Source organism: Sphingomonas sp. Marseille-Q8236, from assembly GCF_965112005.1.
Genome location: NZ_CBCOPO010000002.1, coordinates 317990 through 331980, shown reverse-complemented (window position 1 = coordinate 331980; position 13991 = coordinate 317990). Strand labels below are relative to the sequence as shown.

The 13991-nt window shown below is 67.6% G+C and carries 9 protein-coding genes; 6 read left to right on the top strand and 3 right to left on the bottom strand.

The window, feature by feature from the left end:
- Window positions 1-9: 9 nt before the first annotated feature.
- The gene (locus ACWPWT_RS13905) at window positions 10-2349 is read right to left on the bottom strand and encodes a TonB-dependent receptor (RefSeq protein WP_454280162.1); all 2340 of its coding nucleotides are present in this window, start codon (window positions 2347-2349) and stop codon (window positions 10-12) included.
- A 180-nt stretch (window positions 2350-2529) separates the two neighbouring features.
- The gene (locus tag ACWPWT_RS13900) at window positions 2530-4023 is read right to left on the bottom strand and encodes an adenosine deaminase family protein (RefSeq protein ID WP_454280161.1); all 1494 of its coding nucleotides are present in this window, start codon (window positions 4021-4023) and stop codon (window positions 2530-2532) included.
- A 316-nt stretch (window positions 4024-4339) separates the two neighbouring features.
- Between ACWPWT_RS13900 and ACWPWT_RS13895 the strand changes: the two genes are divergently transcribed.
- Genes ACWPWT_RS13895 through ACWPWT_RS13870 form a run of 6 tightly spaced genes read left to right on the top strand, consistent with a single transcriptional unit; the run spans window position 4340 to window position 12751 of the window.
- Window positions 4340-5695 carry an NCS2 family permease gene (locus ACWPWT_RS13895; RefSeq protein WP_454280160.1) on the top strand — a complete coding sequence of 452 codons (1356 nt, stop codon included), beginning with the start codon at window positions 4340-4342 and terminating at the stop codon, window positions 5693-5695.
- A 4-nt stretch (window positions 5696-5699) separates the two neighbouring features.
- Window positions 5700-7106 carry a xanthine dehydrogenase small subunit gene (gene xdhA / locus ACWPWT_RS13890; protein ID WP_454280159.1) on the top strand — a complete coding sequence of 469 codons (1407 nt, stop codon included), beginning with the start codon at window positions 5700-5702 and terminating at the stop codon, window positions 7104-7106.
- Window positions 7106-9418 carry a xanthine dehydrogenase molybdopterin binding subunit gene (gene xdhB / locus ACWPWT_RS13885; protein ID WP_454280158.1) on the top strand — a complete coding sequence of 771 codons (2313 nt, stop codon included), beginning with the start codon at window positions 7106-7108 and terminating at the stop codon, window positions 9416-9418. The genes xdhA and xdhB overlap by 1 nt, the downstream gene beginning before the upstream one ends.
- The gene (xdhC, locus tag ACWPWT_RS13880) at window positions 9415-10368 is read left to right on the top strand and encodes a xanthine dehydrogenase accessory protein XdhC (RefSeq protein WP_454280157.1); all 954 of its coding nucleotides are present in this window, start codon (window positions 9415-9417) and stop codon (window positions 10366-10368) included. Before xdhB ends, xdhC begins: the two co-directional genes overlap by 4 nt.
- Window positions 10365-11654: a guanine deaminase gene (gene guaD, locus ACWPWT_RS13875; protein WP_454280156.1), complete on the top strand. Its 1290-nt coding sequence runs from the start codon at window positions 10365-10367 to the stop codon at window positions 11652-11654. Before xdhC ends, guaD begins: the two co-directional genes overlap by 4 nt.
- Window positions 11654-12751 carry a nucleoside hydrolase gene (locus ACWPWT_RS13870; RefSeq protein WP_454280155.1) on the top strand — a complete coding sequence of 366 codons (1098 nt, stop codon included), beginning with the start codon at window positions 11654-11656 and terminating at the stop codon, window positions 12749-12751. Before guaD ends, ACWPWT_RS13870 begins: the two co-directional genes overlap by 1 nt.
- Here the strand turns inward: ACWPWT_RS13870 and ACWPWT_RS13865 are convergent.
- The gene (locus ACWPWT_RS13865) at window positions 12748-13668 is read right to left on the bottom strand and encodes a LysR family transcriptional regulator (protein ID WP_454280154.1); all 921 of its coding nucleotides are present in this window, start codon (window positions 13666-13668) and stop codon (window positions 12748-12750) included. The two genes, ACWPWT_RS13870 and ACWPWT_RS13865, sit on opposite strands and share 4 nt — an antisense overlap.
- Window positions 13669-13991 lie beyond the last annotated feature (323 nt).

Below are 13991 nucleotides of genomic sequence, written 5' to 3'. Positions count from 1 at the left end.
GGCGCGCGGTCAGAAGCTGTACCGCACGCGACCGATGACGGTGCGCGGCGGGATCAGCTGGTCGAAGGTGGCGTTGACGCCGAACACGTCGGTGAAGCGCGTGCTGATGCCGTCGGTGTCGAACAGGTTCTGCGCGCTCAGGCTGACATCCCAGCCGCCGCCGAACCGGACGCCGGCGGTCAGGTTGACCTGGTTGTAACCGGGGATGCGGTCGATCGCGGGATTGTTGAACACGCGCGCCTGCATCGCCCCGCGCCGGATGAACAAGCCGGAGGCATAGCCGCGCAGCCCGTTGCCGAACTGATGGTCCCAGTTCACGCCCGCCGTGGCGCTGAACGCGGGCGTCTTGGCGAGTTGGTTGCCGTACAGGTCGCCGATGACCGCCGCGCGGGCCAGCGTCACGGCGGGCGCGAAGATGCTGAGCCGCTGGTTGACGACCAGGTTGCGCTCCGCCGCCGTCGCATTCACGCTGTCCAGCGCGCGGGCATGGCCGCTGACCTTGCTGTCGAGCAGGGTCAGGCCGGTGCTGAACCGCAGGTCGCGGCTGGGCGCGAAGGTCACTTCCGCCTCCGCGCCCAGGATGCGGCTGCGCGGGATATTGGCGACGCCGCTCGACCGGTTGCGCGGGTCGCTGGTCATATATTGCAGGTCGACATAGTCATAGCCGAACCCGGCCAGATTGGTGCGCAGCCGCCCGTCGAGGAAGTCCGCCTTCAACCCCAGCTCATAGGCGTCGATGCGTTCCGGGCGGAAGGTGCGGAACACCAGATCCTCGGCCACGTCGGCAATGCCATAGGTCAGGTTGTTGCCGCCCGGCTTGAACCCGCGCGTATAGGAGGCATAGGCCATGCGATTGCGGCCCAGGTCGAACTCCACCGCCGCACGCCCCGTCACCGCCGTCCCCTGCGACGTGATCAGCGCGGTCGGTCGGCCGGTCGACAGGGTGAAGAAATTATAGTTGCGGTTGGTCGCCCGGTCATCGGTATAGCGCAGCCCGCCCGTCATCCGCAGCCGGTCGGTCGCATGCCATGTCGCCTGTCCGTAAAAGGAGAAGGAGCGGCGCTCGGGAAAGAAATCGCTCTGGAAACCGATGTCCCCGGCGGGCGGCAGGCCGTTATTGGCGACCGCGTTGAACGGATCGAGCACGCCGTTGCGGTTGCGATCCACCCGCTCGAACGAATGCGCCTCGATCTTCTGCTGGAACCAGAAGGCGCCGAGCACCCAGTCGACGCTGCCGAACAGGGGCGTGCGCGACACGAGGTTCAGCTCGGAGGTATAGGAGCGATGCGCCTGGTCCTGCCGCTCATAAAAGCTGCGGTCGACGGCCAGCGGCCCCACCAGCGCCACGTCGGAAAAGTCGTTGTCGCGATATTTGCGGACATCCTCGCGCTGGTGGCTGCCCAGATATTTGACCGTGAAGCCCGGCAGGTCCCAGGTCGCGACCAAGCTGTACAGTTGCGAGCGCAGGAACAGGTGCGACGGCGAGTCCTGCGACAGTTGCCGGTGGCCGTCCGCGTCGCGGCGCGGGGTCGGATCGAGCAGGCCAAAGCGCGCGGGTCCGTTGGTGTCGCTGCGGAACTGCTGTGCGGTCAGGTCGATCTGGAAATTGTCGGCGGGTTTCCACAGCAGCTGGAACCGCCAGGCCGCGTCGTTGCGCTGGTCCAGCTTCTGCCCCAGCCGGATGTTCGTCGTGGTGCCGTCCTGCTTCAGCCAGCTCCCCGTCGCCCGCACCGCCATCGTCGATCCGATGGGCAGGTTCACCGCCGACCGCAGGTTGCGATAGTCGAACGATCCATAGGCCGCATCGACATAGCCCTCGGTCCGGTCGAGCGCGGGCGCGACCGTGACCAGATTGATCGCGCCGCCGGTCGAGTTCTGGCCGAACAGCGTCCCCTGCGGCCCGCGCAGCACCTCGACCCGCCCCACATCCAGGAAGTTGCCGCCCAGCGCGAAGGGCGACACGATATAGACGCCGTCCTGGTGATAGGAGACGGACGGCGCGGCGACGTCATTCTGGTTCGCCTCCTGCCCGACGCCGCGAATGGAGAGCGTGGTCCGCTCCCCCTCGGCATTGCCGACGGTCAGGCCGGGGGCCAGCGCGCTCAGGTCCTGGAAGCTGTTGATGTTGTTCGCGACCAGCGCATCGCCGGTCAGCGCGGTGATCGCCTGCGGCACCTGCTGCAACCCCGCCTCGCGCTTTTCGGCGGTGACGACGATGTCGGGCAGGTAAGCCTCCTGCCCCGCATCCGCCGACGCGTTCGACGCCGAGGCGGGAGCCGCGACCTGCGCCAAGCATGGCTGGGTCAGCAGCGTCGCACACGACATCAGCGACCATTTCGTCCAGTTCATCAATTGCCCCCCGGAAGTGATTCCCTTGGCCGGGGCGCCGACCTCCGATCGTCCGCCGGATAATGTCGCGCCGCGCCGCCCGCCTTCGAGAGCCGTGTTAGCGGCGACGAATTGGATAGCAGAAGCACAATATTGCGCTTTCAGCGCCCACATTTTTCGCTCGCTTTGGGCATATGGGGATCAGTGGATTGCCTGACGTTCGAAATGGTCGAAATCGCGTTCGAGGCGCGCCTCCATGCGCGCCTTCACATGGTTCGCGGTGAAGGTACGGCACGCCTCCGCGTCAAGGACACGACAGGCCGGGACGCGTGGCCCCCCAGCGCGGTCCTGCCAAAGGCTCTCGCCCGGCAGGAAGGAATAGTGCAGCGAATCGCGCGCCATCTGCTTGAGATCGAGGTAGCGCAGCTTCTGCTCGGTCACCCCGCGCAGATATTCGTTGGTCATGTCGCTGCGCGAGACACCCTCGTCGTCGGTCGACAGGACCACCGGCACGCCCGCCTGACGATAGAGGGACAAGGGGTGGTCGCGTCCCTTGACGCCCAGGATCACGGCGTTGCTGGTCAGGTTGATCTCCACCGCCACCCGGTCGCGCGCCATGCGGGCGAGCAGCGCGCGGGCATCGGTTTCATAGGGAATGTCGATACCATGGCCGATCCGCCGCGCCCCCGCGACCGTCACCGCGTCGTGGATATGAAAGGCCAGTTCGCGCGGCGGCACCAGCCCCAGCGTCAATTCGCCCGCGTGCAGGGAAAGGGGGACCGTGGGATAGCGCTCCTTCAGAAAGCGCAGCATCCTCATATGCAGGGCATAATCCCGCAGCGCGATCGGATTATGTTCGGGCGCGACGATATTGACCGCCACGAAGCGCGGATCGGCCTGAACCAGCGCGAACCCCAAAGCGAGTTCGGCGAACACCTGTGCCGGCGGCCGGGTGCGAATGGCGGCATATTGATACCGGATCTCGGTCGCGCAGGCGGGCTTCGGACTGGGTGTGCCGCACCCGTCGATCCGCGCCATCTCGGCTTCGTAGGCGTCATATTGCGTCCGCGTCGCCTGGACCGCGCCGGGCAGTTCGGGGGCGACCCTGGCGTAGAGTGCAGCCAGGTCCCCTACGTCGCCATCGCCGACCTTCGCCAGCAAGGGCTGCGTCGCCGCCGAACCGCCACTCAGTTCGGCATAGGATACGCCATCGGCCGCGGCCTGTTGACGGGCAAGCGCGATCACCTTGCCCCCATGGCGCGCGGCAATCGGCCAGAACGCATCGAAGGTCGAGAAGAAACGGTCATAGCCCGACACGCGCGGATCGCCGATCCCGGCTTCGAAACCCCGCGTGGAGAAGCCGTCGATAAAGGCGGCATAGCGAGGATAGTCGCGAACCAGATCCGCCGCCGCAACCCGGCCGGGCGCATCGCAGGGCGGTGGCGCCAACCGCGCCGTATCCGTCGACAGACACAGCCCGTCCGCCGCCGCCCATGCCAGCATGTCCTCCGCATAGATCGCGCCACCGGCATGATTATGCAGGTCACCGCCCTTGGGCATGGTTTGCAGAAAGATGCGAAGCTGCGGCGGACTGTCGGCGATGCTGTCAAGATATGCCGCCGTCCGCGCCTCGGGCGTCATCGTCCCGCGCGGGGCGGTTGCGCCACCGAGCATCGCCGCCACGAACACCAACATCGTCGTTTTCACCGCGCCGGAGCGCGCGCGTCTGCTACCGTTCTTGCAACGGGTCGTCATCCGCTTTTCCCCTTATGATGCCCGCGAAACATGGCGCAGGCCCCCTGCCGGCCTGTCTATCGGCCATGCTGCGGCTCGCCCATCGCAATATCCGGCACGTCGCGTTGCCGGAAAAAGTGCGCCCATATGGCCGATCGCCCTGCCGCACCCCGCAAAGGGGTGCGCTCATTTTTGCAACGATGAATGCGATTGAATGATGTAGATCGAGCGGCTCCCCGCTGGCATGAGGGCCACAGGGCGGTGTCCGGAGGGCGGAATGATAGATACGGCAATACAGGAACAACCGGCAACGACCGCGCTGGAGCGCCGTTTCCAATTGGCCGAACGCGGCACGTCGGTGCGGACCGAGATACTGGCTGGCACCACCACCTTCCTGACCATGGCCTATATCGTGCTGGTCAACCCGGCGATCCTGGGACAGGCCGGGATGCCGGTCGCGGCCGTTGCCGCCGCCACCTGTTTCGCCGCCGCCTTCGCCTCGATCCTGATGGGTATGGTCGCCAACGTGCCGCTGGCGCTCGCGCCCGGCATGGGCCTGAACGCCTATTTCAGTTTCACCGTCGTCCAGCAGATGGGCATTCCCTGGCCGGTCGCGCTGGGCTGCGTGCTGATCTCCGGCTTCTGTTTCCTGATCCTGACCCTGACGGGCGTACGGCAACTGATCGTCTCGGTCATCCCGTCGCATCTGTTCGCGGCGGTGGCGGGCGGGATCGGCCTGTTCATCGGTTTCATCGGCTTGAGGAACGCCGGGATCGTCGTCGCCAGCCCCGCGACGCTGGTCGCGCTCGGCCCGTTGACGCAGCCCGGCGCGGCGCTGGCGCTGCTCGGCCTGTTGCTGATCGCGGTGCTGAGCATCTGGAATGTGCGCGGCGCGATGCTGATCGGCATCGTCGCCACCACCCTCGTCGCATGGATGACCGGGCAGGTCACGGTGAAGCCCGTGCCCTATAGCCTGACCATGTTGACCGAGACCGCGTTCCGCGTCGACCTGCCCGGCGTGTTCGGGGCGGGCGGGCGGCATGGGCTGGGCCTGTGCGAGATCCTGTTCGTCTTCCTGTTCGTCGATCTGTTCGACAATATCGGGACACTGGTCGCCGTGACGAAGCGCGCGGGGCTGATCGACGCGGCGGGCCGCATTCCCCGGTTGAACCGTATCCTGCTGACCGATGCGGTGGCGACGATGGTCGGGGCGGTGGCAGGCACCAGCACCGTCACCAGCTATGTCGAAAGCGCGGCGGGGGTGCAGGCGGGCGGGCGCACCGGTCTGACCGCCGTCGTCACCGGCCTGTTGTTCCTGCTGATGATGTTCGCCGCCCCCTATGCGCAACTGGTGCCGCTGGCCGCCACCGCGCCGGCGCTGATCGTCGTCGGCGGGCTGATGCTGCTGCCGCTGGTCGAGGTGAAGTGGGACGATCCGCTGGCGGCGATCCCGGCGTTCCTGACGGTGGCGATGATCCCGCTGACCTTCTCGATCGCCAACGGACTGGCGTTCGGCATCACCGCCCATGCCATATTGAAGGCGATGCGCGGACAGGCGACCCGCGCCGACTGGTTCCTGTTCCTTCTGGCAGCGCTGTTCGTCGCCCGCTTTGCCTGGATGGGCACGGCGTAAGGCGATGACGATCCGCTTCCTCCTGGACGACGCGATCGTGGAGATCGCCGATGCCGAACCGACGGCGACGCTGCTCGACCATCTCCGCTATCGCCTGCGCCGCACCGGCACCAAGGAAGGCTGCGCGGAGGGGGATTGCGGCGCCTGCACCGTGCTCGTCGGCGAGCCCGCCGGAGAGGGTATCGCCTGGCGCGCGGTCAATGCCTGCATCCTGTTCCTGCCGATGATCGACGGCAAGGCGGTGCTGACCGTGGAAAGCCTGTCGTGCGGCGAAGCGCCGACGGCGCTCCAGTCGTGCATGGCGCGCAACGGCAGTTCGCAATGCGGTTTCTGCACGCCGGGCTTCGTCATGTCGCTCTATGGCCGCGCGGTGGGGGCGGCGGGACATGCCCTGCCGGTGGCCGATGTGATCGCGGGCAATCTGTGCCGGTGCACCGGCTATGGCCCGATCCTCGCCGCCGCGGAGGCGGTGCCGGGGATCGAGCGCGACGACCGGCGGCTGGCTGCTACGCTGCGCGACCTAACTCCGCGCGGCGCTGCTGACGAGCGTCAAACATGGTTCGCGCCGCGATCGGCCGACGAACTGGCCGCGCTGCTGCTCGAACGTCCCGATGCACGGCTGATCGCCGGGGCCACCGATGTCGGGCTGTGGGTGACGAAGGGGCTTCGCGCGATCGACACGCCGATCTTTATCGGGGACGTTCCCGAACTGCGCGGGATCGTAGAGGAGGCCTTCGGGGTCACGCTGGGCGCAGCGGTCCGCTATGCCGAGGCGCATGATGCGCTCATGCGGCTGCACCCTGATCTGGGCGAGCTGGTGCGGCGTATCGGCGGGCTGCAGGTTCGCAATGCGGGCACCATCGGCGGCAACATCGCCAACGGATCGCCGATCGGCGACGGGCCGCCCGCGCTGATCGCGCTGGGCGCCTCGCTGACCCTGCGCCGCGGCGATGACCGCCGCACGCTGGCCCTTGAGGATTATTTCCTCGACTATGGCAAACAGAATCGCGCGCCAAGCGAGTTCGTCGAGAGCATCCATATCCCCCGCCCCGCCCCCGACGCCATCGTCCACATCGCCAAGCTGTCACGCCGGTTCGACAGCGACATCTCCGCCGTGTGCGGCGCGTTCCACCTGACGCTGCGGGACGGCATCATCGATAAGGCACGGGTCGCGTTCGGCGGCATGGCGGCGACGCCGCGCCGTGCCCCGGCCTGCGAAGCGGCGCTAACCGGCGCGCCATTCTCACCAGCGACGATCACCCACGCCGTCGCCGCGCTGCAAGACGACTTCGCGCCGCTGACCGACGTGCGCGGCAGCACGGCCTATCGGCACGAGGCGGCGGGCAATCTGCTGTGGCGGCTGTGGCACCGCGAACAGGGCGAACCGGTTTCAGTCCGGGAGGCGGTCTAATGGCAGATCCCGTTGCGACCACCGCCGCCCAGCCGATCGTGAAACCCTCGCTGCCGCATGACAGCGCGCTTCTGCACGTTACCGGCGCGGCACGCTATATCGACGACGAACCCGAGACCGCCGACCTGCTTCACCTCGCCTTCGGTCAGGCGAGCGAGACCCATGCCGAAATCGTCGCCATCGACCTGTCGGCGGTGCGCGCCGCACCGGGGGTCGTGGCGGTGTTCACCGCCGCCGATATTCCGGGGCATAACGACGTCAGCCCGGTCGCGCATGACGACCGGCTGCTCGCCGATGGCGAGGTCCTGTATCGCGGTCAGCCGGTCTTCCTCGTCGCCGCGACCAGCCGGGACGCGGCGCGGCGGGCGGCGCGGCTGGGACGGATCGACTATGCCCCCCGCCCCGCGCTGCTGTCGATCACCGACGCCCGCACCGCCGCCTCGCTGATCGAGCCGACCCAGCGCATGGCGCGCGGCGATGCCGCCGCCGCGCTCGACACCGCGCCGCATCGTCGGTCCGGCGGGTTTGCGATGGGCGGCCAGGATCATTTCTATCTGGAGGGGCAAGTCGCGCTCGCCCATCCCGGCGAGGATGGCCAGGTTCATATCGCCAGTTCCACCCAGCACCCCAGCGAGGTGCAGCATCTGGTCGCCGACCTGCTGGGCATCGCATCCGCCGATGTCACGGTCGAGGTCCGTCGCATGGGCGGCGCGTTCGGCGGCAAGGAGACGCAGGCGGCCCCCTTCGCCGCCGCCGCCGCTCTGGTCGCGGCCAAGACGGGCCGGCCTGCCAAGTTCCGCTGCGATCGCGACGACGACATGGTGCTGACCGGCAAGCGCCACGATTTCGAGGTCGCCTACGACGTCGGCTTCGACGACGAGGGTCGGATCGTCGGGCTATCACTTAAGCTGGCGTCGCGGTGCGGGGCGACAGTCGACCTGTCGCCCGCCATCAACGACCGCGCGATGTTCCATGCGGACAATTGCTATTGGCTGCCCGCCGTCGAGATCGTCTCCGAACGGTTGAAGACCCACACCGTCTCCGCCACCGCCTTTCGCGGCTTTGGCGGGCCGCAGGGGATGCTGGCGATCGAGCGGGTGATCGACGTGGTCGCCGCCGCGCTCGGCCGCGACCCGCTCGATGTGCGCATCGCCAATCTCTACGGGCCGGGGCGCGACGTGACGCCCTATGGCATGACGGTCGCCGACAATATCGCGCCCGCGCTGATCGCCCGGTTGCGCAGCGACAGCGACTATGACACCCGGCGCGCCGCCATCCGCGACTTCAACGCCCGCCACGCCGTGTTGAAAAAGGGCATTGCGCTGACCCCGGTGAAGTTCGGGATTAGCTTCACCACCACCCATCTCAACCAGGCGGGTGCGCTGGTGAACGTCTATGCCGATGGCAGTATCCAGGTGAACCATGGCGGCACCGAGATGGGCCAGGGCCTCTTTATCAAGGTCGCGCAGGTCGTGGCGGACGTCTTCGCCATACCGGTGACGCAGGTGCGCATCACCGCGACGCGCACCGACAAGGTGCCCAACACCTCCGCCACCGCGGCCTCCTCCGGCGCCGACCTGAACGGCATGGCGGCGTTCGAAGCGGCGCGCGCGATCCGCGAGCGACTGGCGGGCGTGGCCGCGTCGATCGGCGGGTGCGCGGCGGATGCAGTGCGCTTCACGCCTACCGGGGTCGTAGCCGGCGAGGAGACCATCCCCTTCGCCACCCTGTGCCGCAAGGCGCATCTGGCGCGCGTGTCGCTGTCCTCGACCGGCTTCTACGCGACGCCCGGCATCGCCTATGACCGCGCGGCGCATCGCGGCCGCCCCTTCTATTATTTTGCCTATGGCGCGGCGTGTGCCGAGGTGGTGATCGACACGCTGACCGGCGAACACCGCGTCCTCGCCGTCGACATCCTGCATGACGTCGGCCGCTCGCTCAACCCAGGGATCGACCTGGGCCAGATCGAGGGCGGGTTTTTGCAAGGCCAAGGCTGGCTGACCACCGAGGAACTGGTCTTCGCCGAGGACGGCCGACTGCTGACCCATTCGCCCGCCACCTACAAGATCCCGACTGCCGCCGATCGCCCGCCGCGCCTGTCGATCGCGCTGTGGAACGGCGAGAATGTTGAGCCGACCATCAACCGTTCGAAAGCGGTCGGCGAGCCGCCGTTCATGCTGGCCCAGTGCGTCCTGTCGGCGCTGGGCGAGGCGATCGCCGCCACCCATGCCGAACGGCGCGCCTTCCCTCCGCTCGACGCCCCCGCCACGCCGGAGGCGATCCTGCGCGCGATCGCCGCGCATCGCGCATGAATAGTGCATGGATGGAGCGGTTGCGCGCCGTCGGGCCCGAAGAGCCGGTCGCATTGATCACGGTCCTCGCCACCGAAGGATCGGCGCCGCGTGGGCCAGGCACGCGGATGGTGGTCGCCGAAGACGCATGCTTCGACACGATCGGCGGCGGTGCCCTGGAACATCGGGCAATCGAACAGGCGCGTGCGATCCTGGCCCATCCGCCCGGCACCTGGCGGATCCAGGATTACCCGCTCGGGCCGCTGCTCGGCCAATGCTGCGGCGGCCGGGTACGCCTGCTGATCGAGCGGATCGATCCTGCCGCACTTGGCTGGATCGGCTCGGCGACGACCGGCGCGACGCTGACCACCACGCTCCATCCGACCGGCATCGTGCGTGAATGGTCGCAGGAGGCGAAGATCGTCCCGCTATCGGCGCGCGGCGAACGTCCCGGCATGGGCGCGCAATGGGCCGAACGGCTCGGTCAATGGCAACGACCGGTCTATTTGTTCGGTGCCGGCCATGTCGGGCAGGCGATCGCCCGCCGGACCACTGGACTGCCGCTGCGGCTCGCATGGTTCGACAGCCGCCCGGTGATGGCCGACGTCGAAGGGGTGACGATCGTCGATGACGATCGCCTGCCCGCCTGTCTTGCCGATGCGCCAGCCGACGCCGCGATCCTGATCCTGACGCATGACCATGGTCTCGACTATCGGCTTACCCAGGCGGCGCTGACTCGATCACCGCTCGCCTTTGTCGGGCTGATCGGCTCGGCAACGAAACGCGCCCGCTTCCTCGCCCGCCTGACGCGCGACGGCGTATCGAGCGAGGCGCGCACGCGCCTCACCTGCCCCATCGGGTTGGCGGCGATCCCCGGCAAGGAACCGGAGGTGATCGCGCTGTCGGTCCTCGCCCAGCTTCTCGCGCTCGGCAACGACGCCGAAGCCCCTGCCAAGATAGAATGTCCATGACCCTACGACTCTTTCGCGCCGAACTCCTTTCGGTGTCCTCCGACCCTCGCGACGATCCCGGCGCGATCCGGCATGAACCCGACGGGCTGCTCGCGGTCGAGGATGGCATAATCGTCGCACGGGGCGATCATGCAGAGCTCGCTCCGCGCTTTCCCGGTCTGCCTATCGAACAGCTCTCCGGCCTCGTCGTCCCCGGCTTCGTCGATGCGCATGTCCATTATCCGCAGATGGACCGCATCGCCTCGCATGGCGAACAGCTGCTCGACTGGCTCGAACGCCATATCTTCCCGGCCGAGAAAGCCTTTGCCGATCCGGCCCATGCCGCCGCCGTCGCCGATGCCTTCCTGACCGAGCTGCTCCGCCACGGCACGACCAGCGCCCTGGTCTTCCCGACCGTCCACCCCGGATCGGTTGACGCGCTGTTCCACTCGGCGCTCGACCGGCGGATGCGGATCCTGTCGGGGAAGGTGCTGATGGACCTCGGTCCCGAAGGCCTGCGGGACACGCCCGAGAGCGCCCGCGCGGACAGCGAGACGCTGATCCGCCGATGGCGTGGGCGCGGACGGCTGGGCTATGCGGTGACGCCGCGTTTCGCGCTGACCTCGTCCGACGAACAGCTCGTGCAGGCCGCGGCCTTGCTCGAGGCGAACCCCGACGTGCTGCTGCATACGCACTTGGCCGAGAACCGCCACGAATGCGCCGCCGTCGCCGAGCGTTTCCCGCACGCGCACGACTATCTCGACGTCTATGATCGGTTCGGGCTGGTCGGTCCGCGATCGGTGTTCGCGCATGGCATTCATCTGACCGACCGAAGCTGCGCGCGGCTCGCGGAAACCGGAGCGGGGATCGCGGTCTGCCCGACCTCCAATCTCTTCCTGGGGTCGGGCTTCTTCGATTTCGGGCAGGCCGATGCCCACAAGCTGCGGCTGGGTCTGGGCAGCGACATCGGCGCGGGCACGTCCTTCTCGATGCTGCACACCGCCGGGGTCGCCTATCAGGCGGCGCTCGCACGGGAGTTGCGGCTCGATCCGTTCCGCGCGCTCTATCTCGCGACGGCGGGCAGCGCGGCGCTGCTCAATATCGGCGACCGGGTCGGTACGCTACTGCCCGGACAGGAAGCCGATTTCGTCTTACTCGACGAAGCGGCGACGCCGCTGCTGGCGAGGCGGACCGCCGGGGCGGATCTGGCGGCGCGGCTGTTCGCGATGCAGGTGCTGGGCGACGACCGCACCGTGCGGCGGACTTATGTGATGGGCGAATGCGCCTGGGATCGGGGGGAAGGTTGATGCGGACTTTGTTATGGGGCCTGATCGCCCTGCTGGTGGCGGCGATGCCCGCGCAGGCGCAGGATAGGCGCCGGCTGGTCGTCATCGACGACGAGGGCTTCGGGCTCAGCCATGCGATGCTGCTCGACGCTCCCGATGTCGAGGTGCTCGGCATCACCACGGTGACCGGCAATGTCTGGGTCAACCGGGCCACCGCCATGGCGCTCAAGGGCGTCGAGCGGATAGGCCGGACCGTACCCGTCGTCCAGGGCGCGACCTATCCGCTGGTCAATTCGGAGGTGCTGACCGAACGCTGGGAAGCCCTGTACGGCAAGCTGATCTGGAAGGGCGCGTGGATGCGGCAATGGGTCGAACCGACCCAGCAGAGCACCCCGCCCTATCATCGCGCGGACGATCCCGTCGATCTGCCCGGCGGCAATCCCACCACCCGCCCGTCACCCGAAATCGCCGCCAATTTCCTGTTGCGCATGGTGCACGAACATCCGGGACAGGTGACGATCATCGCCATGGGGCCGCTGACCAACCTTGCGCTGGCGCAGCGGCTCGATCCCGCTTTCGCCGGCCTCGCCAAGGAACTGGTCTATATGGGCGGCAGCCTCAATCCCCGGCAGATGCGGGATGGCGTGTCGGCCGCGCAGTTCGCCCGCGAATTCGTCCACTCCCCCCGCCGCGAGTTCAATGCGCGGTTCGATCCCGAGGCGGCGAGCATCGTGTCCCGCAGCCCGTGGCGGCGCATCACGGTCATCCCGGCCGATCCCTCGACCTCGACCGAATTGACGCCCGCACTGATCGCGCGGCTGCGGGCGGTGTCGCCCCCCGCCGTTGCCGCATGGATCGGCTCGCTGGAACCCGGCTTTCCGATGTGGGACGAGATCGCCGCGGGGGTGTGGCTCGATCCGACGATCGTCACCGAGCGCGTTACCGCCTTTGTCGATTACGACACGCAGTTCGGACCCAATTATGGCGACATGCTGTCGTGGAGCCCGGGCTATCAGCCGGGGATCGGCGAACAGAGCGCAGAGGTGATCCGCACGATCGACCCCACGAAACTGGAGGCGCTGATGCTGCGCCTGCTGGCCCGCCCCGCCCGCCGCTAGGCCCGGGGCGGGATATAGGCGAACTGGGTAAAGCCCGCTTCGATTTCGCGCATCACCATGGCCGCGGCATAGGAGGGCGTGCGGGCGGTCGCGGTACACAAGGCCAGCGTCATAGGCCGCAGCACCTTGTCGGAGATGCGGGTGAAGGCGAGCGTGCCGGCGCGAACCTCAGTCGCCACGTCGAGCGACGTCAAAATGCCGACACTATCCCCCTCCTGAATCAGCGAGGCGATCATCTGGATATTATCCGACGTCACGCGCCGGTTGAGCGTGACACCCGAGGTCGCCTCCAGCACCGAGACCTGCTGGTGCACCGCCAGCGGCGCGGCCGGAAGGATGACCGACTCCCCGTCGCAATCGGAGAAGCGAATATCCGGCCTGCCCGACAGCCGATGATCGGGTGGCGAAACGATGCCCAGCACCACGTCGACAAAGGCCCGGACCGTCAAATCCTGATAGGATTGCGGTTCGAACAGGATACCGAAATCGACGTCGTTGGCGGCGATCGCCCGCCGGACCTGCTCGTTGCCCAGCACGTGCACGCCGATGGTGATGCCGGGATGGCTTTGCTGGATCGCATGGATCGCCGCGGGCATATAGCCCTTCGCGAGCGCGTCGATCACGGCGATGTCGACATGGCCGCGTTTCAGCCCGCGCAGATCCTCGATCTGGGACAGGGTGTCGCCAAGCTGCTTCTGCCAGCGTCCGCCCGCCGCCATCATCACTTCGCCCGCCGCCGTCAGGCGCAGCCCGGTCGGCAGCCGCTCGAAGAGCTGAACGCCCAGCCGCGCCTCGGCATTCAGGATCTGCCGGTCGATCGCCGATGCCGACACCGCCAGTTCATCGGCGGCCCGCCGGATCGACCCGAGCCGCCCTACCGCCATGAAATATCGAATGAAGCGCGAGAGAGCAGGCATGTTCTAATTTTTGCAACGGATCGTCGTCATCATTGCGTTTGAATGCAACGATCGGGCTCCGTACGTCAATCGCCAAGCCGGAATTGTAACGTGGCTACCAGCGATAGCCGCGCAGAACGGCCTGCGTGACGGCGGCGGGCATGCACCGACGCGGTCACGGGGGAGAGGTCGGGGATCAAGGCGGCGGACCGGTCCGGGGGAACGGATCGGGCGCCGCACGGGGGGCTGACAATGATGACGCATACTTGCTCGCGATCGACCATTTCGCACAAGCCGAAGCCGGTGCGCCGCACTGGCCTCGCAGTTCTCATTTCACTGCTTAG

Excerpts from the sequence above, each read along its gene's own strand:
- ACWPWT_RS13905 (WP_454280162.1), bottom strand. The coding sequence starts at position 2,349 with ATGAACTGGACGAAATGGTCGCTGATGTCGTGTGCGACGCTGCTGACC.
- ACWPWT_RS13900 (WP_454280161.1), bottom strand. The coding sequence starts at position 4,023 with ATGTTGGTGTTCGTGGCGGCGATGCTCGGTGGCGCAACCGCCCCGCGC.
- ACWPWT_RS13895 (WP_454280160.1), top strand. The coding sequence starts at position 4,340 with ATGATAGATACGGCAATACAGGAACAACCGGCAACGACCGCGCTGGAG.
- xdhA (WP_454280159.1), top strand. The coding sequence starts at position 5,700 with ATGACGATCCGCTTCCTCCTGGACGACGCGATCGTGGAGATCGCCGAT.
- xdhB (WP_454280158.1), top strand. The coding sequence starts at position 7,106 with ATGGCAGATCCCGTTGCGACCACCGCCGCCCAGCCGATCGTGAAACCC.
- xdhC (WP_454280157.1), top strand. The coding sequence starts at position 9,415 with ATGAATAGTGCATGGATGGAGCGGTTGCGCGCCGTCGGGCCCGAAGAG.
- guaD (WP_454280156.1), top strand. The coding sequence starts at position 10,365 with ATGACCCTACGACTCTTTCGCGCCGAACTCCTTTCGGTGTCCTCCGAC.
- ACWPWT_RS13870 (WP_454280155.1), top strand. The coding sequence starts at position 11,654 with ATGCGGACTTTGTTATGGGGCCTGATCGCCCTGCTGGTGGCGGCGATG.
- ACWPWT_RS13865 (WP_454280154.1), bottom strand. The coding sequence starts at position 13,668 with ATGCCTGCTCTCTCGCGCTTCATTCGATATTTCATGGCGGTAGGGCGG.